The sequence below is a fragment of the Ignavibacteriota bacterium genome (assembly GCA_019637995.1).
In the GTDB taxonomy this organism is placed as follows: Bacteria; Bacteroidota; Ignavibacteria; order Kapaibacteriales; family UBA2268; genus JANJTB01.
The window spans coordinates 1,356,777-1,383,206 of record JAHBUQ010000002.1 but is presented as its reverse complement, the minus strand read 5'-3'; the positions used below and the strand labels follow the sequence as shown (position 1 = coordinate 1,383,206).

24 protein-coding genes and 1 pseudogene are annotated in these 26,430 nt (G+C 33.4%); 10 read left to right on the top strand and 15 right to left on the bottom strand.

Annotated features, from left to right (window positions below):
* Positions 1-223 precede the first annotated feature (223 nt).
* From KF896_11835 to KF896_11805, 7 genes are all read left to right on the top strand, one after another.
* Positions 224-655, top strand: coding sequence for a hypothetical protein (locus tag KF896_11835; GenBank protein ID MBX3044399.1), 432 nt, complete (start codon positions 224-226; stop codon positions 653-655).
* A 123-nt stretch (positions 656-778) separates the two neighbouring features.
* Positions 779-2,782: a TonB-dependent receptor gene (locus tag KF896_11830; protein MBX3044398.1), complete on the top strand. Its 2,004-nt coding sequence runs from the start codon at positions 779-781 to the stop codon at positions 2,780-2,782.
* A gap of 568 nt (positions 2,783-3,350) precedes the next feature.
* The gene (locus tag KF896_11825; protein ID MBX3044397.1) at positions 3,351-3,773 is read left to right on the top strand and encodes a hypothetical protein; all 423 of its coding nucleotides are present in this window, start codon (positions 3,351-3,353) and stop codon (positions 3,771-3,773) included.
* Positions 3,774-3,785: 12 nt separating this feature from the next.
* Complete coding sequence (locus KF896_11820) at positions 3,786-4,283, top strand: hypothetical protein (protein ID MBX3044396.1); 498 nt, start codon at positions 3,786-3,788, stop codon at positions 4,281-4,283.
* 85 nt (positions 4,284-4,368) lie between these two features.
* Positions 4,369-5,835: a TlpA family protein disulfide reductase gene (locus KF896_11815; GenBank protein ID MBX3044395.1), complete on the top strand. Its 1,467-nt coding sequence runs from the start codon at positions 4,369-4,371 to the stop codon at positions 5,833-5,835.
* A gap of 44 nt (positions 5,836-5,879) precedes the next feature.
* Positions 5,880-6,677 carry a hypothetical protein gene (locus KF896_11810; GenBank protein ID MBX3044394.1) on the top strand — a complete coding sequence of 266 codons (798 nt, stop codon included), beginning with the start codon at positions 5,880-5,882 and terminating at the stop codon, positions 6,675-6,677.
* A 104-nt stretch (positions 6,678-6,781) separates the two neighbouring features.
* Positions 6,782-7,282 (top strand): hypothetical protein, encoded by a 501-nt coding sequence (locus tag KF896_11805; GenBank protein MBX3044393.1) that lies wholly within the window; start codon positions 6,782-6,784, stop codon positions 7,280-7,282.
* A 254-nt stretch (positions 7,283-7,536) separates the two neighbouring features.
* On the opposite strand, the gene KF896_11800 is transcribed toward KF896_11805, so the two are convergent.
* The gene (locus tag KF896_11800) at positions 7,537-9,942 is read right to left on the bottom strand and encodes a heavy metal translocating P-type ATPase metal-binding domain-containing protein (GenBank protein ID MBX3044392.1); all 2,406 of its coding nucleotides are present in this window, start codon (positions 9,940-9,942) and stop codon (positions 7,537-7,539) included.
* A 223-nt stretch (positions 9,943-10,165) separates the two neighbouring features.
* Here KF896_11800 and KF896_11795 point away from each other — a divergent pair, with 223 nt between their 5' ends.
* Complete coding sequence (locus KF896_11795; protein MBX3044391.1) at positions 10,166-10,471, top strand: nucleotidyltransferase domain-containing protein; 306 nt, start codon at positions 10,166-10,168, stop codon at positions 10,469-10,471.
* Positions 10,472-10,488: 17 nt separating this feature from the next.
* On the opposite strand, the gene KF896_11790 is transcribed toward KF896_11795, so the two are convergent.
* Positions 10,489-10,653, bottom strand: a complete 165-nt coding sequence (locus KF896_11790) for a hypothetical protein (GenBank protein MBX3044390.1) — start codon at positions 10,651-10,653, stop codon at positions 10,489-10,491.
* 64 nt (positions 10,654-10,717) lie between these two features.
* Complete coding sequence (locus KF896_11785; protein ID MBX3044389.1) at positions 10,718-11,074, bottom strand: VOC family protein; 357 nt, start codon at positions 11,072-11,074, stop codon at positions 10,718-10,720.
* A gap of 95 nt (positions 11,075-11,169) precedes the next feature.
* Between KF896_11785 and KF896_11780 the strand changes: the two genes are divergently transcribed.
* Positions 11,170-11,433, top strand: coding sequence for a hypothetical protein (locus KF896_11780; GenBank protein ID MBX3044388.1), 264 nt, complete (start codon positions 11,170-11,172; stop codon positions 11,431-11,433).
* Here the strand turns inward: KF896_11780 and KF896_11775 are convergent.
* From KF896_11775 to trkA, 9 genes and pseudogenes are all read right to left on the bottom strand, one after another.
* Complete coding sequence (locus KF896_11775; protein MBX3044387.1) at positions 11,389-11,970, bottom strand: hypothetical protein; 582 nt, start codon at positions 11,968-11,970, stop codon at positions 11,389-11,391. The genes KF896_11780 and KF896_11775 overlap by 45 nt on opposite strands.
* 2 nt (positions 11,971-11,972) lie before the next feature.
* Positions 11,973-13,280 (bottom strand): hypothetical protein, encoded by a 1,308-nt coding sequence (locus tag KF896_11770; GenBank protein MBX3044386.1) that lies wholly within the window; start codon positions 13,278-13,280, stop codon positions 11,973-11,975.
* Positions 13,281-13,295: 15 nt separating this feature from the next.
* Entirely contained in the window at positions 13,296-13,760 is a 465-nt protein-coding gene (locus KF896_11765) for a hypothetical protein (GenBank protein MBX3044385.1), read from the bottom strand.
* 3 nt (positions 13,761-13,763) lie between these two features.
* Positions 13,764-15,023 carry a T9SS type A sorting domain-containing protein gene (locus KF896_11760; protein ID MBX3044384.1) on the bottom strand — a complete coding sequence of 420 codons (1,260 nt, stop codon included), beginning with the start codon at positions 15,021-15,023 and terminating at the stop codon, positions 13,764-13,766.
* A gap of 806 nt (positions 15,024-15,829) precedes the next feature.
* Positions 15,830-16,021 carry a hypothetical protein gene (locus KF896_11755; GenBank protein ID MBX3044383.1) on the bottom strand — a complete coding sequence of 64 codons (192 nt, stop codon included), beginning with the start codon at positions 16,019-16,021 and terminating at the stop codon, positions 15,830-15,832.
* A 17-nt stretch (positions 16,022-16,038) separates the two neighbouring features.
* A pseudogene (locus tag KF896_11750) lies at positions 16,039-16,812 on the bottom strand (ATP-binding cassette domain-containing protein).
* Positions 16,813-16,818: 6 nt separating this feature from the next.
* The gene (locus KF896_11745) at positions 16,819-17,520 is read right to left on the bottom strand and encodes an ABC transporter permease (GenBank protein ID MBX3044382.1); all 702 of its coding nucleotides are present in this window, start codon (positions 17,518-17,520) and stop codon (positions 16,819-16,821) included.
* Between the two features lie 378 nt (positions 17,521-17,898).
* Positions 17,899-19,284 carry a TrkH family potassium uptake protein gene (locus KF896_11740; protein ID MBX3044381.1) on the bottom strand — a complete coding sequence of 462 codons (1,386 nt, stop codon included), beginning with the start codon at positions 19,282-19,284 and terminating at the stop codon, positions 17,899-17,901.
* A gap of 71 nt (positions 19,285-19,355) precedes the next feature.
* On the bottom strand, positions 19,356-20,684 hold the full coding sequence (gene trkA / locus KF896_11735) for a Trk system potassium transporter TrkA (protein ID MBX3044380.1): 1,329 nt from the start codon (positions 20,682-20,684) through the stop codon (positions 19,356-19,358).
* Between the two features lie 120 nt (positions 20,685-20,804).
* Here trkA and KF896_11730 point away from each other — a divergent pair, with 120 nt between their 5' ends.
* On the top strand, positions 20,805-21,158 hold the full coding sequence (locus KF896_11730; GenBank protein MBX3044379.1) for an ArsC family transcriptional regulator: 354 nt from the start codon (positions 20,805-20,807) through the stop codon (positions 21,156-21,158).
* Here the strand turns inward: KF896_11730 and thpR are convergent.
* The 3 genes from thpR to KF896_11715 all read right to left on the bottom strand — a co-directional run bounded on the left by thpR (position 21,148) and on the right by KF896_11715 (position 26,424).
* Positions 21,148-21,690, bottom strand: a complete 543-nt coding sequence (gene thpR / locus KF896_11725) for an RNA 2',3'-cyclic phosphodiesterase (protein MBX3044378.1) — start codon at positions 21,688-21,690, stop codon at positions 21,148-21,150. The genes KF896_11730 and thpR overlap by 11 nt on opposite strands.
* Positions 21,691-21,810: 120 nt before the next feature.
* Positions 21,811-22,935, bottom strand: coding sequence for a hypothetical protein (locus tag KF896_11720; GenBank protein MBX3044377.1), 1,125 nt, complete (start codon positions 22,933-22,935; stop codon positions 21,811-21,813).
* A 264-nt stretch (positions 22,936-23,199) separates the two neighbouring features.
* A complete protein-coding gene (locus KF896_11715; GenBank protein MBX3044376.1) occupies positions 23,200-26,424 on the bottom strand; it encodes a TonB-dependent receptor in 3,225 nt (1,074 codons plus the stop codon).
* Positions 26,425-26,430: the final 6 nt, after the last annotated feature.

Genomic DNA, 26,430 nt, shown 5'->3' with positions numbered 1-26,430 from the left:
TCGTATTTTAATCAACTTTCTTTACAATTACAAACAATTTTGTAACTAAATTGATTGTTGATGTGTCTATACTTTTTTTTGAATTAACTTTTAAAAATTTATTATTGAATTTAGACATATTGCAGCAAAAGTATTCACGGCATTTATACTTATAATGCTGCTTTTTGATATGTCTGCTCCAAACTTCTCTTTCATAATTAACAAGCGCAAAATCCACAAAGAAATGAAGAGGTTAATTAAAAGAGATATTAACCCTGCAGATATTGAAGTGCTTGAAATACTAAAATCTGAAGTCAACAATCAATCTATCTTCAAATGGATTCATTCCAAAGAATTCAGATATCGTGGTGGAATGTACGATTTAATTGCCGGCTACGAAACTATCGAAACTGATAATTCCTTTATCTTTACAGTTATCAATGATGTGAAAGAAGAAGAATTAGTAGCATCATTTGTTTCAGGATTGAAGGGCTCGCCATATTCCGGTCTTATGAAACTAATTAAAATTTTTGTGTTTGATTCTGTACTAAATATTTTTAATTTTAATTTGTCAGCAAATGAAAATAGAATCTTATTTCACCAAAACATTTATGATATTATTTTACGTCCAATTGATATTATTCTACCTCCACCAAAAACCAAACCAATTTATTAAATAATATCTTATTTACAGTTCATAAATTTTGCAAAATGGCGACTGAACTGAACTTTTACTATTTCTATTAATCATTGATGAGAAATAGTATGATTATTTTTTAATTTAATAATGAAAAATACAATGAAAAAATATATATTTATAATTCTAATAACATTTTTATTGGTGACAATTTCCCAAAGCCAGACAAAAGATGACAGTATAAGAGTATATAAGCTGGGTGATATCAGCGTTACAGATGTTTTGGCTAAGGATAAAATTGCAAAATCAAATATTAATACAGTAAATTATCATATTTTACAGCGGTCGGATGTACGCTCGGCATCAGAGCTTCAGCTTTTTATCCCCTCAGGGCGTGTAAGAACGAATTCAAGGGGTGAATCTATGCTTTTCCTTCGGGGTGCAGGAGAGCGTCAGCTTGGACTGTTCTTTGATGGTGTACCGCTTAATGTTGCATGGGATAACCGTTTTGATTTAAGTATGCTTCCTGTTGATATTATCGGCAGAATGGATGTCAACAAAAATGCCAATTCCATAATGTTTGGTCCTAATGTACTTGGCGGCGCTGTAAATATTAGCACAATAGAAAGACTAACTGAAGGGTTTGGCGGAAATGCACGTATACAATTCGGTGAAACCGGCTTAATGCAGGCAAGCGCCACACACGACGGCAGATTTGATAGATTCAACTATATTGCAAGCTTCAGCAATACTAAGCAGGATGGAATTCCTTTATCTGCCAACAGAACTGACGATATGCAGAATCAGGATTTGAACTCTTCGCTAAGAAATAATACTGACCGCGAGTTCTCAAGTTTCTATGCAAGAGGTGAATATTATCTAAACGAATCGGCTAAACTTGGTTTATCGGTATTGCACATTACAGGTGAGAAGGGAGTTGGAGCTGAAACTCATATAGAGCCGTTTGCTGCGAGATTCTGGCGTTTTCCCGAATGGGAAAGAACTATCATTGCATCAAACGGGTTCTTTGATATCACAGGCAATAATAAACTTGTACTGAGAAGTACATTTTGGTATGATATTTTTAACCAAAAAACTGATACTTACGGCGATATGTTTTATAACAATATCACAGCCAATCAAAGTGATAAAGACAGAACGGGTGGTGCACGACTTGCTCTTGTTTGGAATTTTGCAGACAATCAAAATCTCAGCTACTCTGCAAACTGGTACAAGACAAATCATAGTGAACAAATAAACGAAACACCGGAATCACTTTTTTCGCAAAATATTGTATCAAACGGGCTGAGCTACAATCTAAGTACTGATTTATTCAGCTTAAGAACAGGTGCTGTTTTTGACTATATCTCAACTGGTGATGCCGGAGTATTTGAAGATGCCAGAGGCAAAACTTTCAGTGATTATGGAGTATTTGCCGGTGTTAAATATTTACTGACTGAAGACTTGGTTGCTTTTGCCAATCTATCGAGGCGAACAAGGTTCCCGACGATGAGAGAAGCATTTAGCGGTGCACTTGACAGGTTTATTGTCAATCCTGATTTGAAACCTGAAACCGGAATTCTAACTGAAGTTGGAATTAATCAATCTTTTACTGATATGCAATTCGAGCTTACTATATTTGCTAATTATTATGATAATTTGATAGACCAGATAAGGCTTCCTGCCTCTGAAGATCCGCTCAGAAGAAGAATGAGAGTGAATTTTGCAAAAGCAACTATCATAGGAGCAGATTTTACTTTCAGGGCAAGACCAATGCGCAACACTACAATCGAAACAAATTTTACATATATGAATACAAGCGGTGAGCAGGACGGTAATAAAGTGGATTACATTGATAATCGCCCTGAATTTTTGCTTGGATTTATTGCAAATTATATGTTTAATTTTGGATTAAATGTTCAGGCAGAAGTTGAAGGTGTTGGAACTCAGTATGAGAGAAATCCTGATGACCAATCAAAATTTCTAAAAATTGACGGTACTGCTATTTTTAATCTGCGTTTAGCATATAAATTGCCGGTTGTGCAAGGTGTAGTTTACGAAGTTTTTGTAAGAGGTAATAATCTGATGGATACTTACAGACTTTCTCAGCTTGGGCTTCCTGAACCGGGAAGGATGCTCTCTGCCGGCATTGGTATAAGTATGTAGAAGTCCGGGACTGCATAATAATATCGTAAATTATGTTGATTAAGTCTGAGTGGGGTAGAATTCTTATAGGATATTATAGTTCTTTCGGCTCTGCTCAGACATTAATATTTACTTTTTAAAATTGACCAACACAATTCATTTGAAATTTTATTTTTCGAAAATGTTAATTTGAGCCTTATACAAAATTGTTTGTAGAATTAAATAATTTGATAAAAATAAATTTTATTTAAAAGATAACAAATTCTGTTTTCATAACATTTAAAGATAAGACACTAACAAGTTGATGCCGTAGGAGGGCAAAAATTTTATGATTGTTTGAATAAAAAAACCGAAGCAAATTTCGGATTATACTTCGGTTTCTCAATTTTTGAAATCCGTATTGCTACGAATTTTGCTATTGAACAAATTCGATGTTCAAAAATAGTAAAATTCTTCGAGATAAACAAATTATTTATTTTTTTTTACAAATTTCGGAGTTTTAAAAATGAAAAAGATTATGATATCTATACTATTTACATGTTTATGTTTAACGCTTAATGGATTTGCACAAGTAAAAATTGGCGAAGTTGTGAATGGAGTTGGAGTAGTTACACACAATGAGCAGGATTTAATACAGGCTCTTCAAAAAGAATATGACATTAATCAAAGTACGACTTTTACTTACGCAAGAATTTTAACAACTATGGATGGTAACTACTGGCTTGCAGCCGGAAATCAAAACCCTCTAACAAGCTATAAAATTGCTGTAAAACTTGAACTTGATGCTACAACACAAGAATTGCAAATAAGTGCTATTGCGGTTACTGTTTCTCAAAGTTGTGATGGATGTAATAGTCCTAATTGTGCAATAATTTTCGATGGAAATGGAAATCCTGATGGGTGTGCAGACTGTGATTCTGGGAGAGCACATGAATTTTGCAATCATAAAATAACATTGCACAATCCAGAGACTAATAACCTTGTTGTTGTACGTTATCTAAATATTAATTAGGAGGAAAGTATTATGTCAAAGTATGGATTAACTATATGTATACTCTTAATTGTTATATTAGGAGTTTCAAATATCTTTAGTCAGACAATTCCAGCAAAAAAGATAGGCGAAGTTCAAGGTTCAAATTTAGTCATTACTCATTCAATTGAAGATTTGAAACAAGCCATTATTCAAGAAATTGGTGGTTGTGATATTATCACAGAAGTTTCTATTGAAATCAATAATGGTTTTTACTTATTATCTGCTTCTGGATATCATGGTGAAAATTCTATTAATTTTATAGCAACTATGTATGAAAGTAATGGTGATATTTTTATGTCACGATTTGAGATGAATGCTACTAAAGAATACTGTAAAGGAGTTAATTGTAGCAAGTGTAAGACAACTTTTGAAAATGGTAGCATTGACTCTTGTACTTGTGAAAGAGGACCAGGTTTTTGTGAAAAAACGACAGAAAGTTCGTTATCACCTGGAAGCATGGGCTATGTCGAAAGATTTCTAGCATATTAATAATTCTTGATTTTCAAACAGGCTGTTTCAAATTTATAATGAATTCATAATAATTTGGAACAGCCAATTAATAAAGGTACTCTCGATGAAATACATATTAATTTTAGTCTTTCTACTTAACGTTAGCTTATTATATTCAGAAAATCGTGCTAAAATAACTTTCATTTTTGATAGTTCAGCGATACAACTTGACACTAGCATATCTGTAGCCTATTATGACCACTTGATAGACAAAAGAGTTTTTATTGATAGCTTTAGCATGAAAAGTGGAATTATAGAACAAACCTTTGAGATTAAAACCGATGGATTGAGGTATTACGAATTTTTCATAAGTGATGATGAATATTTAACTGTATTACTAATGAATAATTCCGATAGTGCTGTAATAAGTATATCTTATAATATAAATGAGGATACATATTCAGACTCAATAGTATTCACTAGCAATAAAGTATTTGACTATTTTAATAATAAATTTGTTTGGAGAGTAAGTTATAAAGGTGAAGATAGTAAATCATATAGTATGCTTACTTCTCATTTGAAAAGAATAGATTCTGTGTATAATTATAATTACTCAATTTTTGAAAAGGAATTTTTAAACGATGAAAATCTATCAGAACAAGATAAAAGATTTATGCTGGGAACTTTGACCTATTCAAAATACTCAAATTTATCAAGATTTATTTTTTATACTTATTATTATAATAAAGATACAGTTAAAGAGCAATTGAATGAAGATATTAGACGATTTGTTGATAAAATGCTGTGTGATGAAAAAATCAATAATTTTGATATTAATGACAGATTGTTTGACCATGGGATATTGTTAAATTATCATTATATGTTATTGAATATAATTGAATTTCATTTCTATCATGAATTCATGATTAAGGATTTTGTTGAATTTCATACTTATAAGCTTGACAAGTATAGTCAATTATTTAACGGAAATTTTAGAGCTAGAGTTTTATACAAATACATGAATGATAAAATTGAAGATTCACGTTCAATGAAAGATGTATTGGTGTTTGAAAATCTTGTCAAAAAATACACAGAATACCTGGTTTATGATTATTACAAAAGTAAGCTCCTCGAAAGTATTGAACGTGTAAAAGAATTGAGATCCAACAACATAATCGGGGAGTATGAACTCATTGATACATTAAATAATAAAGTCAGTTTTTCCGATTACAAAGGAAAATTTATTTATGTAAGTTTTTGGGCTTCATGGTGTTCTTCCTGCCACCAAAATTTTGATGCACTGAAAAAATTAATTTCTGAATATCAAAACACCAATCTCGAAATATTAAACATCGCCATTGATAAGCTTACATTAGATAAATGGAAGAAAAACTTAAATAAATACAATTTAACAGGAACGCAATTAATATATGCCGGAAATTTTTTTAGTCCATTATGTAAAGATCTAAAAATCGGTTCATTGCCTCATTTTATGATTCTTGATACAGAAGGCAGAATAATAAATTTTAAAGCCGATTATCCGGACAGCCCAAAATTAATAGATGAATTAAAGCGGATAGGAGTTAAATAAATGTGCTACTTAAAAATTTTAAATATATACTGATTATTATTTTTATGACAAAAATAAATGTTATGAGTAATTCTGATTTATCTGTAAGTCTTGCACAGGGTTATAACGCTGACTTTATGAGCGGAGAAAGAAGTACACTGGATGTGAGTCTTATACATAGTTTAAAAGAAGTCTTTAATATTTCAGTTTTTGACATAAGTATTAATTCAAGATTAGCAATTGGAGTAAGATATGATAAAAGCAGTAAATTAGATAAGTCATATATATTACCGACCGATAATGAAGTTTTTGGTGAATCTGTAGTTAAATATCCGGCAGGATTATTAATTGACCCTTACATTTCAGCAAACGCCAGAACACAGGTTACAGAATCAATGTTAATCGCAAATAAAAAAAAGTTCAAAACAGCAAAATTTTGGGATCCTATTACTACACAACAGTCATTTGGTCTTGCTTACAGTATAAAGGATTCACTTCTGAAAAATGATATAAGGATTGGTTTATCTTTAATGCAAATCAGAGCAGATTTATACACTACTTTGACGAATGACCCAAGAACATTCCATATAAAAGAGAAGTATAAAAGCAAAACAGGAATTGATATAAATAATACATTAAGCTACAGAATTGACAAGTCAGCAACATTGACAACAAAACTATCACTTTTTGGTGATATTGAGAACCTTGATATTTGGCTGGTAAGATTTGAAAATGATTTAAATTTGATGATATGGGGTTACTTAGGTTTAATTATCAGAATGAATCTGTTTTATGACCATAATCAAATGAAAAAAATTCAAATTCAACAAAGTTTTAGAATCGGATTTATAACAAAAATTTGATTATATTGAATAATATTCTTATATTTGTGGAGTTTTTTTAACAAATTTAAAAGAATAGACGAAAAAATAATACATAATAGTATTTAAATTAATTTGGTTTTTTTATGGATAATTATTATCATCATCCGGAATGGGAAGATGCAAAACAAGATGCAGAACTTTTATATATTGAAAAGGGCTTAAACCTTGAAAAGAAGATGAAAGAAGCATGGTTAAACAAGACAATTTGCTATCTATTAAATAATTCAAACAGAAAATACTCAAAATATATGCCTCTCAGTATTATAGCTGAGCAATGTGGATGTAATTATATTGATTTCGATTATTTTTGTTATTTACCGGATTATCCCTCAATTGAAGAAAATTTAACCTATAATATGCTTATGCAAGCTCTTACAAAAGATGAAAGAGAAATAATTGAAATGCATTTTATCGGTTATAGCTACAATGAAATTTCAGAATTTTACAATATTTCCAATAATACAGCCCGACAAAGAATTTTCAAAATTAAGCGTAAACTAAGAATAATATTTACCCCCCCCTATTGTTCTTTAACAGAAGCTCATTTCAATTTTGCATTAGATAAAGAAGAGTTTCTAATTTAAAACTCCAGACCAGTAATGCAGAAGAGCATATTTGATTCTTGGGAAAATCGAGGTTATTATGAAATTTTCTAATTATTTTGAATTGACATAATTGTCAAAACCTACTGATTATTATTTTTATGACAAAAATAAATGTTATGAGTAATTCTGATTTATCTGTAATTCTTGCACTATTGATAACTACAACAACAGTATGCTCTCAAGAGATGAAATTCAGAAGAAGGGAATAGTGATTATGACTGACACTTAAACTCTCACTTCAGTCCCAACTTCTTGCTGTGCAAAGTAACTTTGCTGACTGTAAGCAATACGACTGAAACTGAACTGACCGGCATCAGAATTGCCGCGATAAGAGGCGATAATAATGCTTGTGTTGCAAAGTAAAAACCTATTCCATGATAAAGCACAGAAATCACATAACTCCAGTAAATTGTATTAACGCTTTTTCTTGAAAGCATTATAAATTTATTCAGCAGATTCATAGAATCAGCGACCAGAATAGCATCTGAGCCGGGAGTGAAATTTGAAGTATTATCTGTAACCGCAATACCCACATCACTTTGACGCAAAGCACCTGCATCATTAAGCCCATCGCCAATCATCATGACTTTTTCACCTTTTGCCTGCAAATCCTTTATGAAATTGAGTTTATCTTGCGGTAATCTGTTGAAGTGCATATCAATATCTGTTCCCAATGCTGCTTCAAGTGATGCTTTTTCAGTTGGGTTATCACCGGATAAAATTATAATTTTGTGGTCGCTTTTTATTTCTGAAACAATTTGCTCTATGCCGGTTCTCATACGTGATTTAATTATAAAAGCACCTTTCGCATTGCCGTCAATTGACAAATATACACGGCTCTCCGGAGAAAATTTACTGCTGCTTTTTATGCTCATTCCCATAGCATCCACCCATTTAGCACTGCCAAGTTTGTATGTTTTTCCATTGATTATTGCTTCAATACCTTTGCCGGCAACTTCTTCAAAATCCTTAATTTCAGAATATTTAGAATCAATACTGTCAAATATCATTCTGCTAATTGGGTGAGTTGAATTTCTTGTGATTGATTTAATTGCATTAAGCTCATCATTAGAAAGTGTTCCACCTTCAAATTCAGGCGTATTTGAGTTTAGTTCTGTAATAGTACCTGTTTTATCAAACACAACTGTTTTGAGATTACTCAGATATTCCACAATTTTATCATTTTTAAGATAAAACTTGTTTTTTCCTAAAATCCGCATCGCTGTACCGTAAGTAAAAGGCATACTAAGTGCAATCGCACAAGGGCAGGCAATAATCAGCACAGTTGTAACGGCATCCATAGCAGTACCAAAGTCAATCGGAAGCCAGTAAGCAAGTGTTCCCGCTGCTACAATAAATATTACAAGGGTAAAATATTTTGCAGCCCGATTTGATATATTGGAAATATAACTCTCATCAAATTTTTTGAAAGCATCAGAGTTCCATAATTCTGTTAAATAACTTTGATTAAAGGGTTTAATCGTTTCAACCGTGATTGAATTTCCGGCTTGCTTTCCACCTGCGAAAATTTTATCTCCCGAATTAACCTGCACAGGATTAGATTCTCCTGTAACAAAGCTGTAATCTATCATTCCGTTGCCTGAAAGCAAAATTGAATCAGCAGGAATAATTTCGTTATTTCTAATTAATAATCTATCGCCGACATTAACTTCTGAAATAGCTGCATACTCTTCAGCATCTCCGTGAAGTCGCACCACCGAAAGTGGGAAGTAAGACTTGTAATCCCTTGAAAATGAAAGATTATGATAAGTTTTCTGCTGAAATATTTTACCGATTAACAAGAAAAATACAAGTCCCGAAAGCGAATCCACAAATCCCGAACCATACCCTAATGCAATATCAAAGATACTCCGAAGAAAAAGCACCAAAATTCCCAAACTTAACGGGAAATCAATATTTATATGTCCGACCTTCAGACTGGTGATTGCTGATTTGAAATAATCTGTAGAGGCATACATTGCGGGAATTGAAAGTAGCATCGTCAAATAACCCATAAATTGCTTAATATCCGGCTCAAGATTACCACCTGAAAGATATTCCGGCAGTGCCATAAGCATAACATTTCCAAAAGCAAATCCTGCAAGACCAAGCTTGAGATACAATTTTTTGTTATATCCGGCTTGCTTTGGCTTTTCGATGTCAGCATAATTTAGTTGTGGGCGGTAGCCGATTGCTGTAAGTAGCTCAACGATTTTTCTTAGTGTAGTCAGATTTTCATCAAATAGTATAGTAGCTTCTTTCTTCAAAAAATTTACTTTTGAATCAATTATTCCTTTATCAAGTTTGTTCAAATTTTCGACTAAATACAGACAGGCACTGCAATAAACTTGCGGAAGATAGAGAGTTACTTTTGCTCTGCCTTCAATAGAGAAATGAATAATTTTGTCAATAATTTTTCTGTCGTCAAGGAATTCAAATTCTTTTTCTTTATACTTTGAGGATTTAATACCTGCAACTCTTGTTTCTTTAAACACTTCGCCAAGTTCAACATCTGCAAGCAATTCGTGGACAGTTTTGCATCCATTACAGCAAAAGTATTTTTCATCTATTCTCACCGTATCATCGGGACATTCATCGCCACAATGATAACAAATCAGCTTATTAGTCAAATCAGCCAAAACATTTCATTCCGAATTATAAAAACTATACTATAGACGATTGATAAAGGATTTTTTGTGGAATAGGGGGGAAGATTCATCCGATGACTGCATATTATCAATTGAATAATTGAGTAAATATAGATTTTACTCTTAACGTTATATTGTTAGTAAGTTATTATCATTTGACAATATAGATTTTCAAAATACGTTTAATTAATTTTAAGGAGATTTTGATGAATTTATGGCTCAAGAAGAAATTATAGAGAAATTAAAAATTTACAGAAACGAATTACTGAAACATATCAATTTAAAAAAAATGTATTTGTTTGGTTCATATTCAAATAATCTTCAAACTCCTTATAGCGATATTGATGTTGCATTAATTGTTGATAAAATACAGGGAGATTATTTGAATTATCATACTTTAATTTGGAAATTGGGTGGTGATTTGGATTCAAGAATTGAGCCGGTAGTTTTTGAAGAAGACCAACCAGATTACAGTGGATTCTTTGAAACAATCAAAAGAACAGGTGTTGAAATTATTTGAAATATGCAATGTTAAAATCAATAAACTTCCAAAGTTTCACCATAATGAAATATTAATTGCATATTACCTTGAGGATAAACATACTGAATCTGCTTCTCGGGACGGTTATCATCCTCTAAAAGCCAATAATAATCAATAAATTCTCTTAATTGTTCAGCCGGTTGAAATATTTTAATTTTCATAGTTTGCAATATAGACGAAAAGAGTAGATTGTATTTTATCAATCTACTCTTTTCAATGGTTAAATTACTTTGAGTGAAGACCTATTCTATTACCTTCAGAATCCATAATTAAAGTAAAATGCCCCTGCTCATCGGTGATTTCAGTCTTAGATACTAATATTTCACCACCGTACTTTTCGACTTTTTCTAAAATCGGAGATATTTCGGCGAAATGAAAAGATATGATTATTCCTTTTTTACCCGGCTCGTATCCTTCTTTGTAGAAGATAGCGCCTGCAATCGGCTCTGAGTCAATCATGCCCATTATTTCATCCTCACATTTACACGTATTGATACTGAAATCAAATACATCGCTGTAGAATTTGACTGCTCTCTCATAATTTTGAGCAGGAATTTCAAAGAAACTTAACGCTGCTTTCATAATACTTTTTCCAAAAATGTTAATAAACACATTTCAAAAGTAATACTTTGCAAAAACTTAAAATTGTAAAAACCCGACAAAATAGTTTGGTCATTATGACAGGTTTTGAATTAAGATGTATTCGTATTTTTAATCAAATTAGTCAGTATCAGTTGGCTGATGAACTTGGGTATTCCACAACAGACCCAATATATAAAGCTGAGAGGTCAGAGTTTCTGCCTCATAAATTTGTCAAAGCGATATCAGATTTAGTAGGAATTGATTTCTCAAATCAAAAGACGATTGATGATTATATGAAGAAATTGCCGAAAGATTTAGAAACGAAGTACCTGAAACCACGTTATCCAAGTCTTTTTTAGAACAACACTATCAGGATTATAAGCAGGTAAATCATTCGGGTATAAACCAAGTCGAAAGTTTTCATCACCTGAATCAATTGGAGGTTCAATAGTTCCGTCTCTATGACTAAAACCAAAAATAGGACGTGATGGGTCATTGGCATTTGTAATTAGTTTGCCTCTATCAGTTTCCGATATATATAGTGTCGGCTTATATTCAAAACCAAGTGCATTGTCATACTTTCTTGAGTCCCAAATATGATACATTTTATAATTTGATGAATCGTTGTTAGGTAAAATAGGCAAAGCTGCTCCATCTGGTTGTGTGCCTTGCTGTACCTGCATTTTCAAAGCTTTAAGCATTCTTGGATGCCCGTACCATTGTGTGCCGAGAATAACTTCTTTCTGAATAAAATATTCCCTTTTTAAAGGTTCATTAACTCTCAAAGTATCATTTGCACGGTAAGAAAATGTTAATGGCGATGACGGTCTGTCCTGTGATTTTAAAACAGATGCAATAACTAACATCATTATTACTGAAAAAATTAGCTTTTTCATTGTTATTTCTCCAACATTATTTTTAACGTTTTAGAGAAATTATTTCCTGTAATAGTACAGAAATATGTTCCGCTCGAAACCCCTTTTGGAATCCATTGAAACTTGTGTTCACCCTGCTCAAGAAAACCATTACAAAGAATTTCTATTTCTACAGCGTATGAATCTGTAATTGAAATATTGTAAATACCAGAAAATGGTAATACAAATTGTATTTCCGTAGTTAATTGAAAAGGGTTAGGCTTGTTACCAAACTTTCCATCAACTCTATCAGATTTTACACCAACTAATTCATCGAAATCAATAAGTACTACATTATTATAATCAGAAATACCTAATTTACTGTTGTGTATAGTTAAGTCATAGGGCATAATTGTTAAGTAGTCTCGTAATTTTAATTCTGTATGCCAGTTCCAAAAAAGGATATTATTCTTAAAATGGTCGGTTCCACCTGATACTAGCAATGTATTATTAATAAATTGCAAAGAATATACATATCCACTAATATCACCAAATCCATGTGCATTTTTAATCTCTTTCACCAACTTTTTCTGGTTCACATCCCAGATTTTGATTACTCCGTCCCAACCACCAGATGCAAGCAAAGAGCCGTCAGGGGAGAAGGCGATGTCGTAGATTCGTTTGTTATGATAACCTAAATCCTGTATTTTTTCTAAAGTGTTAAGGTCATATAACTCTACTTCACTCTGTTTATCTTCTAACTCAGACCAAAAATAACTTATACAAAAGTAATTATTTATTGGAGAAACAGCAACTTTCATAGCCCATCTGGATTCAATTGTTTTGATTAATTCACCACTAATAGCATCCCAAATCACGATTCCGTTCATCGTTACTTTATGACCTTCCTCAAAAGTATATATAGCAATAATTGAACGTTTATCTTGGGTTATTGCTACGTTTGTGAATTTGTAAACCGAATTATCCTCATAGTCTGCCTTAAGTGTTTTAACTTTTAAACCTGTTTCTGTGTCAAAAATGTGCATTTCATTTCCATAAGCACCACAAATAAGCCATTTTCCGTCTGATGAAACGTCCATTGCCATGAAGAAAACGTTTCCTTCAAACTTGAACTCCTCATACTCCCGTAATATTTCCCCTGTTTCCGTACTTAGTTTCATCGGTTTTCTACCGATAGCTGCCGCATAGATAAACTGCCCGTCTGGGCTGAATTTTACTGCCTTAACTTCACTGCCGATGGATTTACTCCATACCGTATCGCTCTCAGAAGTCTGCGATTTTGCTGTTTGGAACATCAAAAACAACATCAAGAAAAACCATAACCGTTTCATAACGAAACTCCTAAATTAATAAAGAAATAAATTATTAGAGCATAGAACTTTTCTATACTCATCGTAATATTTATTTGATAAATACAGTGATGAGCAGAGAGGTTCTTTTGCATCATTTATATGTAAAGTAGGCTCCCATTGCATAGCGATAGTGTTCATTACACGCAAATGATTACCATTACTATACACGCCTGTCGAATTTTTAATTACATTTATATTTCCTGCTACACTATCAACTGAATTAAATGAATTTACATCACCTATATGGGACTGATTAAATCCCAATGATTCTGTCATTTTTTTGCCCATAGCCCAATGCCAACCCAGTATTGGCTTTGATTGTCGGAAATATTCCAAATCTGAAGAAATATAAACAGAATCGCCCGTTAATCCCCATTTGAACAATTTTTGACTTGGCTCAAAATTCTGAGTAAGTAGTGATGTAACTGAAAGCAACAGTATTATTATGTACTTTGTCATAACCTACCTCACTACCTGAAATTTCTGGGAATATTCTCTGTCGCCTGTTTTTATCACGCATATGTAAGTCCCGGCAATAAAAGTATTTGGAATTGATATGTTTGGTTCTGTTGCTTTCTTGTCAAAAATTACTATGCCATTCATATCAATAATTTTGATGCTGTCAGCATTATCGAAATTTACTGATATCATTTCAGGATTAACAGTGATAACAAACTCGTGGTTTACAGGCTCATTAACATTAGTTGTTGAGTTTGTTAATAAAGCCATACTACTTTGAAACACAAGAATTTTCTCATCACTGTCATCATTTTGTATTGATTTTGAAATTATTACATTTGACCCATAACGCTGCACACTACTTTGAAAAATATCAGGATACTTGTAAATATTTAACCCATAATCTACAGTACCATCACCTCGCCATTGATATATCAAATAATAATCATTTTGCAACAAATTGAAATTAGTACTTGTTGTTCCATCTTCACTTGTTTTCACAACTTTCCCTGTTTCAGTTTCTAATATTTTTACAATATTAGAATTATGAGTTGCAAGCCCAATCAGCTTATTGTTGTCGGATAATTGAATTTTTCTGAATCCGTTATCGTCTGTTCCTAAGTCTGTGTATTCTCTGATTACTGTCATTTCTTTTGCATCCCAAAGAGAAATACGACAGTTTTCCTCAAATTTACTGCCTGTAATAAAAAACTTTCCGTCATTGGAGAATTGAACATGTCCAATTCTTTTAAATGGTACTTTTTTAAGAATAATTTCTTCAAATAAATCATATAACACCATTTCATTTGTAGGTAACAAAGGATGTGGTTTTTTAGTTGTCATATTAATGATTATAGTCTTATTATCATTAGAAAATGAAGAGTAAAATAAACTTTGATTATCTTGTTGCTCAGGCAATAATATTCTCCTTATAATCCTTTGCTGGTCAGTATTCCACAGATTCACAAACCCATCATAACCTCCTGTAAGTAACCATTTACCATCTGGTGATAATTCCAGATAAGTATAAGTATTTTCAAATCCTCCTCTCTCAAATGTCGCAACAAACTCACCAGTTTCAACCTCAAGTTTTTTGATGTCACCTCCAATAAGACAGTAAACGAACTTACCGTCTGGTGAGAATTTAGCATCAATAACCCCAGCCTGTGGTTTCTCCCACACCACCTCAAGCGATAACTGAGATAAAAGTTTTGCAGTTGATAATAAAACAACTACAGCGATTAAAAACATTTTGTGTTTCATAATGAAACTCCTAAATTAATAAAGAAAAAAATTAAATAAAGGCAGCTTACCGGCAAATCCGATAAAGCAAGGGGGGTACATTGCATCATTTCGTGGTGCAAAGTCAGCGGTTTGTTATTTCATAAGTTACCTCAGCAACATTTTTAAAAATTGATATTCAGCACATTTCGAAATTACAAAAAATATTGTTTGGTTGTACAGATTTTTTTTGTATGAATAAAATAATCTGTTTTTTTCAAAATATTAACAATTATGGATATTTCGGTAAAAGTATACCACCCATTTCGGTGAATTATCTTTGTAAACAGTTACGAATATACTTGTTATGTATAGCAATTTTCATTACTACTCCGAAACCCTTATCAATACAGCCTTCTCAGACATGACCGCCATAAGTCGCTTATAAAGAGCTTTTTTGAGAAATGCTATATTCCGCTACCCCTATATTTTGTTAGGACAAGCTAAAAGCTGGTGTTTGTAATGATTTTGAGTGATTATAGTATGTATTGAATAAGGATATAATGATTTTACAAAAACTAATTTTTGTGAATTTTGGTTTTTATCATTTATTGGAATATGAAATATTAGTTTACCTAAACAAGTGGTAACGTTTTTGAAAAAGTCTGATAACTTATTTTCAAACAATTATCAGTTAATCAAAAAATATAGATATCATTTAGTAATATTAAAAAAAAAAATGTTGGAATAGTGTTGTTGAGATTATTATAGATATTATAACTCTATATAAATTAATTAGATAAACAATAATAGATTATTCATCCGATGAATATGGAGCAATTACAAAATCATTTTTTCAATGTATCCTTCAATAACATTTGATTATGATTTTTAACCGAATCCTGCATTTGCTTTTCTCTCAGGATATCTTCATCATAAAGTTTCTTGATTCTTTTAAGTCTGAGTAGCTCAGCTTCCTTCGTTGTCTTTTTATCTTTATTAAGAGTATCATTGATAATTTTATCTTCTTCATTTTTCATTTTCCTACCTTAAAATTTTATTCAAAAAAAGAACGAACCCATGCATCTTCAGATTTCTCCAGTTCGGCAAAAGTTCCTTCGGTTGAAATCAATCCGTCTTTAAAAACAATCATCCTGTTTGCTGTTAATTTCGCACAGGCAATATCGTGAGTAATAATAATTGATGTTGTATTATGTTCTTTCTATATTTTCAGAATCAGTTCACTCATTTCTTTTGATGTGATTGGGTCAAGTCCGGTTGTTGGCTCATCATAGAGAATAATTTCCGGCTTTAATATCAGTGTTCGTGCAAGTCCTAAACGCTTTCTCATACCACCTGAAAGTTCAGAAGGCATCTTGTCAATTGTATCGGCAAGTCCGACATTATCCAGTGCCTCCTCAATTAATTTAAACTTTTCATCTTTAGAAATTTCTTTGGAATCTCTTAGCGGAAAAGCAAGATTTTCTCTAACTGACATTGAATCATACAATGCTCCGCTTTGAAATAAGAATCCGATTTTCTTTCTCATTAAATTCAATTCGTTGTTTTTTAAATCAAAAATATTCTTACCGAATACAAGAGTTTTTCCCTCATCCGGCTCGAGTAAAGCCACAATGCATTTAATCATTACAGATTTTCCGCTGCAGGATTTTCCCAGAACGACCAGATTTTCACCCTTGTAAATATTGAAACTTATGTCTTTCAGTACACTTAAACTACCAAAAGATTTTTTCATATTTTTAATTTCAACAACAATCTCTTTTTCTTGAGATGATTTTGGTTCGTCAATATTATTATTATATTTTTTCATAATATCTTACAAAAATAAACTTGAAATCTGAACTGCAATTACATCAATAATGAAAACCATTAAAGATGAATGAACTACCGAAGCATTAGCTGCTGCACCAACACCTTCTGTACCTTTGTTTGAGTTATATCCCTGAAATGTCGCGATTAAGCCAATTGCCAGACCAAAGGAAACTGTCTTCAGAATTGATGAGATTAAATCCGATAACTGCAATCTTGACAATGCCTGCGACATAAATAGCTGATAAGTTACATCACCTTTGATATTGACACCAACAAAAGAACCAGCCATTCCGATTAAATTGCTGAAAACTGTCAATATGGGCAGCATAATTGTTGTCGAAAGTACTCTTGTTACAACTAAATATTTGAAAGGGTAAATGCCTGATACTTCCATAGCATCTATTTGCTCGGTTACTTTCATTGAGGCAAGTTCTGCTCCTATGCCTGAGCCAATTTTTCCCGCACATATCAACGCAGTGATTACGGGGCTAATCTCTCTTATGAGGGAAACAGCAATCATCGCAGGAAGCCATGATTCTGCTCCAAACTCAGCCAGAGTTGGGCGCGATTGTATGGTTAATACCAAACCAATTATAAATCCGGTTATACCAACCAAAGGCAATGATTTGTAACCGATTAAATAGGATTGTCTCGTCAATTCGTTAAATTCAAGAGGAAATTTAAATGCTTCTGCAAAAAATCTCATTGTAAAAATAAAGAACTTCGATACTGAAATGAAAAAAGATTGTATAAAATTTGGACTCGAATATTTGATTTCTTCTTTAGATTTTTCCGCTTTTGAAATATCACCCGGCTTAACTTTAATATTTGTTGCTATTCTGTTCATTTTGTAATTAATTGATACTCTTATTCTGAAAAAACTTTTCTGAGTATTGAATGATATCAATTATTTTTTCTCCAAATTTAGTATAATTTCTAATTATACAAAAATAAGTCAATATTATCCTATTTGTGTTATACAATTGCTATGAAAATTTATGTATTTCACACATTTGAATAAATTTCAGACCTTAACAAATCTTAATTATTAAATATCATTAAAGTTTAAGCCAATACCAAAAAATCATCTTCTCCAGTAAGCAGGAATAAGTAGAATTATAACTGTGTAAATCTCAAGTCTTCCCAGCATCATCAAAAAGGACAGAATCCATTTTACAACATCAGGAAGGTGAGCATAATTTTCCGTAGGACCGACCGCACCAAGTCCAGGTCCAATATTATTTAGAGTAGCAGCAACAGCTCCCATTGAAGTCAAAATATCAATGCCAAAAAATGATATTAATATTGTCCCAAACACAGCTATCATAACATAAATCATAAAAAATCCGGCTACATTTATCAGAACTTTTCTGTCGAGCGATAAGTTGCCGAATTTGACAAATACAATTGCCTGCGGATGAATTAGTCTTACAAGCTCATTACTAATGAATTTAATCAAAATTATAACTCTGATTACTTTAAATCCTCCACCTGTCGAGCCTGCACAACCTCCGACAAACATCAATCCAAATAAAATTAATTGCGACGATGCTGACCATTCCTCATAATCTGCCGTGCCAAATCCTGTAGTTGTAATTATTGCCACTACCTGAAAAACAGCATACCTAAGACTATCAAAAACATTGCCCGTATGATTGAAAAACAAATGAATTCCGATAATTATAGTTGCAACTGCTATGATAATTATATAAAATCGAAATTCACCGTTATTAAAAAGGGTATTAACTTTTCCCCTCAAAAGCCAGTAAAGTAAAGCAAAATTTGTACCTGCAATTATCATAAATGCAGTAATAACATAGTCAATATATGCACTTGAGTATGCACCAACGCTAGCGTTCTTTGTCGAAAAACCGCCTGTTGCCATAGTTCCAAATGAGTGGCATAAAGCATCAAATAAATTCATACCTCCAAGCATTAGAAGGATGGTCTGCAAAACTGTAAAAAACAAATAAACTCCCCAGAGTATTTTTGCGGTTTCTGCTATTCTCGGGGAAAGTTTATCAACGACAGGCCCTGGTACTTCAGCTTTGAATAGCTGCATTCCACCAATTCCCAGAAAAGGTAGAACTGCTACAGTTAATACTATAATCCCCATACCTCCAAACCAATGAGTAAGACTTCTCCAAAACAGAACACCGTGAGGTAGGACTTCTACATTCGAAAAAATTGTAGCACCGGTGGTAGTAACTCCTGACATAGTCTCAAAGAATGCATCAGTTATGCTGCTTGTAGCACCGCCAAGTAAATAAGGCAGACTTCCAAATAAAGCAAATGTAAGCCATCCCAGACTAACAACCGCAAAACCTTCCTTAGCTCTGATTTCTTGTGGATTCTTTGGCAGAAGAAAAATTCCTGCAATTCCTAGAACCAGACAAATTCCTGAACTCAGCAGTAAGCCATTTATATCAGTACTTTGGTAATAAATGGAAAAAGGCACCGGCAGCAGCATTGCCAGACCAATGAATATTATCAGGAAGCTCAATATTTTGAAAACAATGGGATATCTCAATTTATATACTCTTAGAATAGTCTTTCAATGTCTTTTGTTGTGCCGGGAAGATGAAACACAATTGCTTTATCCCCCGGATTAATTTGTGTGCTACCGGTTGGAATTTCAATATCATTATTTTTTCTGAGAACTGCACCAAAAATTACACTTTCAGGAATACTTATATCACAGAGCGGCTTCTTGACAATTTTAGATTTTTCATCAGCCTCCATCTCAAGTATGAGTGCATCACATCCCGGGATTTCAGCAAATGAAGCTAATTTCTTTCGACGTATAAACTGTCTGATTACATTCACACTAATCAATGGCTTACATAATATTGAATCTACGTTTAGCGCCGCCGACATTCTTAGATAGTCCACATTTTTTACCATAATTATTCTTCGCGGGACATTCATTTGAGAAGCAATCATACTTGTGATAATATTTGTCTCATCGTCACCAGAAACAGCAATAAATTCATCCATTTCTGACAAATCTTCGCTAAGTAAAAGGTCTATATCGTTGCCGTCACCATGAATTACAAGACTTTTGTCAAGATTCTCAGCAAGGAGATTAGCTTTTTTTTCATTCGACTCAATTATCTTGACATATATTTTTTTTTCAAGGTCTTTTGCTACATATTCACCTACAAGACCACCACCTACAATCATAACATTTCTTATGTTGGCATTAATTTTGCCGAAAAAATTGAGAATTTCCTTTAAATATTTATTACTTGCTACTACAAAAATCTGGTCACCACGTAAAAGTATATCCTGACCTTTTGGAATTATTGTGATACCTCCACGCTTAATAGCGAGTACTCTGAGGGGTAAATCTTTGAAATGATGACTTAGTTCGATTAGATTATTTCCATAAAACTCAAAATTATCATCGAGTCTTATGCCAATTACTTTTATTCTACCATTCTCAAATTCGTAAAAATCTGACGCACTTGACTGCCGGACAAGGTGAGAAACAGCTTTTGCTACTTCCATCTCAGGATGGACAACTAAGTCAATACCAAAATCAGCACCTTTCATAAGTGAGTATTCAGGATTCCTAATTCTGGCAATTGTAGTTTTGACCCCGCTTTTTTTCGCAATCATTGAGGCAACAATATTCAGATCGTCATTCTGAGTTACAGCTATAAAAATATCAGCTTTATCTATTCCTGCCCGCTGTAGAATTTTAAAACTTGATCCGCTACCCGTAATTACACTCGCATCAAGGTGCTCACGTGCCTTTCGAGCAATATCAGGGTCAAGCTCAATTAAAGTGCAGTCATTGTTATCTTCTGTCAACCGATTGCATAAGTGATAGCCAATATCACCGGCTCCAACTATTATTATATTCATACTTATCGAAAAATTTGATATAAATTCTTAAGCAAAAGTAAATATATATTTATGAAATATCAAATAATTAAAAAGTAAATTCGATTTTATAAAATAATATTATTAAAATTGAAAAATCAAATGTCTAAACAAATTCAGGTGATAGGCACACTCAAATGCCGTGAGACTCAAAAAGTAATGCGTTTTTTCAAGGAACGCAAAATTACCCCACGTTTTTTGGATTTATATCAAAAAGGGCTTGCAAAAGGTGAGCTTGAAAATATCACAAGAAGCATACCTATTGAAGAATTAATTGATAAGGAATCCAAGGAATTCAAAAGCAAAAATTTTCAGTATATGGTTTTTTCGCCGGAAGATGTTATACTTGAATATCCACTGATTATGAAAACACCTGTGACGCGCCTTTCAGGAAAAGCAATTCTCGGTTTCGACAAGGATAAACTGACAGAGTTTATTAATTTACTTAAGCAATAATTTCGTAAATTGGTCCTTCGTGAGTTAGAGTGCTTGCAACAAGACTGACTTTAAAATTGACTTGCTTACCTATGTAAGTTTCCTTATTTTTTTCATATACATCAGCGAAATTTTCATTGGAACTTTTAACCCTTAGAAGGGTTATATGTGGCATAAATTTCCGCTTTTCTCTTGAAAATCCGTGGGCAGTAAGCTTTTTTTCGAGTTCGAAGAAATTTGTCAGGACTGACTTATCGGGACTGTGAACCCTTGCATACAAAAGACTTGGCTGCTGTGGAGAACGCATAACACCGAGTCCGTTAAATTTGAGTATTCCGGGGTATTCGATCAGCTTATCTTTTATTAGTTCAGTAATTTCAGGAATTTTTTCTACTTCAACATTTCCTAAAAATTTGTAAGTAAAATGGAGATTATGTAATTCTGTCCATTTCCCTGTGCAAACAGGAGCAAAAATTTCCTGCAACTTCGAATAATGCCTTTCAAACAGATATTTTGCCGCAAATGTTGCAATAAAGAGTCTTTTCACTTCCATTTTTACTTCCTCATAAACTTATTTATTTTGCCAAAAATATTATTTACAAATTTAACTGAAAATTTATTAAAAAAATAATGTTTATGGTTAATTACATATATTTATATATAACTTTTTTTATTAGAAATAATATTGACATACAAAAAATGCAGAAATCGGATATATCCTGTATTCTGTCCCCTTTTCACCATAGCTTGCCATTGTTGAAAGATTTATTTGCCAGTTTTGTGCTGCCTGATATATACCTGTAAACATAAGAAACCCACTGCCGTCAATCAAATTTGAATTGCTTGTCAAACTCAAAGTAGTCAGGTCGGAAAGTCTGTAAGCAAGATTGACTGCAAGATAATCTGTCCCTACATTAAGAATTTCTCCCCTTGCAAGCTTTATATAATCATAAGAATTTCTAATATTAGTACCAAGTCCGTTGTGCTGATATTCGATCATTCCATAAATATTTTGATTAAACTGATAATCCAGCCCCAGAATAAATTTAAGAAAATCCTGACCAAAATATCCATCATCAAAAGAATACACAAATTCACCTCTGAATCCGGCATCCAATATGCTACCGGCAAAATCACCCCCAATTAGAAAAGCATCGTCAAAATGACCAAAAATGCCGGAAATATCATATCCTGAATAGTTTGTTCTGAGCCGTCCGCCAATATTATCAGGATATTTTTGTTTTGTCGGGTTATAGACAATTTCAAAATCAGTAAAGTTTCCTAAATAGAATTTCATAGATACAGCATCAGCACCGTCCTTTTCAATTTTGCTGAAATTGGCAGGATTAATTGGATTAAACAAATCTGCTGGTTGCCATATACGTCCAACTCCCCACGAAATCCTCTGACGACCTATTGTTACTTCACCAAAATCAAAAATATGTTTAAAAAACATTCTGTCAATATAATGGTTAAGTGCTAATTGCTGGTCAGTATATAAATTATTTGCTAATTTCACTAATTGACGGCGGTTTTCCGAAATTTCTGTCAGAATAAAAAGATTTCTGTTTGATAATATGCCATTAACCTCATATTGTATCTCGAAACGGCTATTATCGCCAATATTAAAAGTTGGTCTGAGTCTTGCTCTCAGAAGGTTGGAATATGATTCTTCGGAAGGTATGTCAATAATTCCCAAAATTTTGTTATAGCGAGTTTGAGAGTAAGATGAAAGATTAAAAATATAACCCGAAATCCCATAATCTATTTGAGAATGGGCTTTGTAACTGAAACACACCGCTACTAGCAAAAATAAATATTTTTTAAAAATCATTTTGTAATGTAAAACGAATATTGCAAAATTACTTCATAAGTACAAGAAATATTAATTATTAAACCATCAAGTAAATGAAATATCCTATGGATTTTAATGGCTTCAAATCCCAGAGACTTCGCCTTGCGAATCATTATAAGATAACGAAACTAATCTACTAACACTTTTTCGAGTTAATCTCACATAATATTTTGCACTTTTAAAAAACAAAATTTCAAAAAAATATCTCTAAAAAAAGTATCTCACTCCAAGCTGCATCTGCCATCTTGAGAATAAATCCGAGACACTGAATATATCTTTTCTGTTATTACCTCTGAAATTAGGGATAAAACCGGATTTTATTTTGTTTAAATCTTGTTGCTGATAAAGTCCGGCATTGATTTCAGCCTGAGAGACATATCCTTCAAATCTCATCATACTATAATTTGAATTAGGCATAAAATACATATAACCCCAAGTAGGGTCAAGCATATTCATAAAATTCAAAATATCAAGAGAAATTTGGAATCTTTGCCAGCGATTGATCGGAATGTCCTGTGTTATTCTAATATCCAGATTATTTCTCCAGGGTTGACGCAGAGAATAACGCTCTGAAATTTCTCCTCTCTGGTCTGTCAGTTCATCAAACTGATTTATGAAATATTCCAGTTCATCCCAGTTCCCTGTTGTAAGTATCATCTTATCATCATTAGGACCGGTAGGAATATATACCAAGTCATTACTCCAGTGGTCGTCATTATTTGCATCTCCGATATAAACACTTGACTGAGAGAAGTAAACCATCGAAAACGGAGCGCCTGAACGACCTTCATAGAATAGACCAACAGTAGTATTGTAACCTTTTGCCAGTTCAAATCTGTAGGATAAATTAGCAAGTACTCTGTGAGGAATCGAGAATAACGAATTTGTAAGTGTTGGGTTATTTGGGTCAACTATATGATTAAACTGCCAGTTTGATGCCGCAACGCTGGATGTCAGGCTGTTTACGTCCATAGCAATATTGTATGTATAAGCTAAATTCAAGCTCAAATCAGTAAAAATGCCTTGTCTGAACGGTTTTTGAAGCTGGATTGTATAGCTTGACTGATTGCCTTCTGTGGTGTTGGTAAGGTAAAGTACTCTGGTAAAGTCATTGCTGAGACGGTCACGTCCCATATATCGGGGTCTTCCGTCTATACCAAAAATCTGGTTACCGTCATTGTCGTATGCATATTTGAGATTTAGATTTCTATAAACGGCATCATAAATAGTCTTGCCATAAATAATTTCAACAGTTGCAAAAAATCCATATGGTAGTTCGCGGTCGTAAGCAATATTAGCCCTGAAAATCTGAGGCATTTTAAAATCAGGGTCAATGAGATTGACTTCAGTAGTTTGGATAGCGCCCGTAGGTGCATTGTAACCGAGCTCTTCCGTGAACTGGAATGAAGGGTCACGAATATCTGTAAATCCTAAGTCCATACCTGTATTAGAATATTGATTTGCCAGCCAGACACCGGGGGTTCTTCCTGAAAAAATTCCTATACCACCACGCAACTGATTAGTTTTATCATCAAAAACATCCCAATTGAATCCTAACCTCGGTGAAAAAGCAAGAGGGTTGGGCATATTATCACTTCTCAAACCACCGGGAGAAAACTCAGTAGGATTTTTAAATGTTTCCATTACTTTTGGATTTGCTAAAGGTTTATCAGGAAAAACAAACATATCGCCCCTTACGCCGGCAAGTATCTTGAAATTGCTTTGAATTGTCCATTCGTCCTGAACGTAAAAGCCAAGCTGTCCGTAAGAAAATCTTGCCCTTGGCATTTCGACACCTTCAATGAGAGAATATCCTCTTGTAAATCCTCTTGCAATACCTTGCTTATATGCCTCTACACCTTCGAATGTCCAGGCTCCATTAAAATTCTGGATGAACAGGTTGTCAAAAGTAATAAACTGATTTGAAATTCCTGCTGTAATTACATGATTACCAAGGAAAATATTAAAATTATCTGTTACTTCAATTATTCTTTGGCTTAGCTCATTAGCCTGTGAAGCATTTCGTGTACCAAAAGAAACTGAAGCAGAGCCATCAGGACCTAACCTTGAAATAGTAATTTGCGGATATCTGATTGGCGATTGTGCGTCTCTCGAATCATCTATCGAGGTTATTGCTACACGTAATTCATTTGCAAACCGGCTTCCAAAAACACTATTTAGTTGAAGTACTGACTGGTTCTGCATACTGTTGAACAAATATTCCTGACCCGAAAATGAGTAGAAAGTCTCGGCGCGGGTGATATCCTTGCCTTGATAAGCATGAACAAAATTATGCCTGAAAGTCAGTCTGTGCTTGTCGGAAATATTATAGTCAAGTCTTGCAAACATTTTATAAGCATCGGTTGATCTTGAATAGTTTTCAAATGTGCCCGGATCATAATTATATTGATTGATTGAAATCTGCCTTATTATATCCAATGAATCTGCACTTAACGGAAAAAATCTCAGAGCACTCGGGTCACCAAGAGCGATTGTAAATGGGTCGGTTCTGGATTTATATTCGCCGTTCATAAAATAGAACAACTTGTTTTTGAATACAGGACCGCCAACTCTTGCACCGATTACTGATTCACCGAAATCATCAAATGGTCTGCGATTTGCATCCGGACTTGTACCAACAAAAGAGCCGTTTCTACCGAAGAAATAGCCACCACCCCGCAAGTTATTTGAGCCGCTACGAGTAATTGCATTGATAGCACCACCTGTGAAGCCGCCTTCACGAACGTCGAATGGAGAAACTGACACCTGAAATTCCTGAATTGCATCAAGTGAAATCGGCTGGGATTCAGCTTGTCCGCCCGGTGTACCGGATGCTGAAAGTCCGAAGGCATCACTCATAACAGCGCCATCAACTTGAATTGTGTTGTACTTGCTATTTCTGCCACCCACATTTGAGCCTTCACTTGTTGAGGAAATTACGTGTGGTGATAGTCTTGAGTAGTCGTGGATTGACCTTGAAATTGTAGGTAAATTATTTATCTCTTCTTCACTGATAGTTTGCGAGGCACCTGTTTTTTCGCTGCTTATTATATCGCCTTTTGAAGCGAAAACTTCAACATCAGCTGTTCTAACAGCTCTTTGAGAAAGAATTATATCAATTGACATATTCTGACCGACACCGAGATTTATGTTGTTTAAAGTTGACTTTGAATAGCCGACCATAGTTGCCTCAATTGTAAAAGGACCACCAACACGAAGACCAACAACATTAAACCTGCCGGATTTATTCGACCGTCCACCCATCACAGTGCCTGATGGGTCATGTGTTACTTTTACGTTAACACCAACGAGGATATTGCCTTCTGTATCTTTTGTTATACCATTCACAGATGCCGTGGTCATCCCTTGAGAAATCATTACCTCAGGCATAAACAAAGTTAAAATAATAATCAAAGTAACATTTTTTATCATATTCGA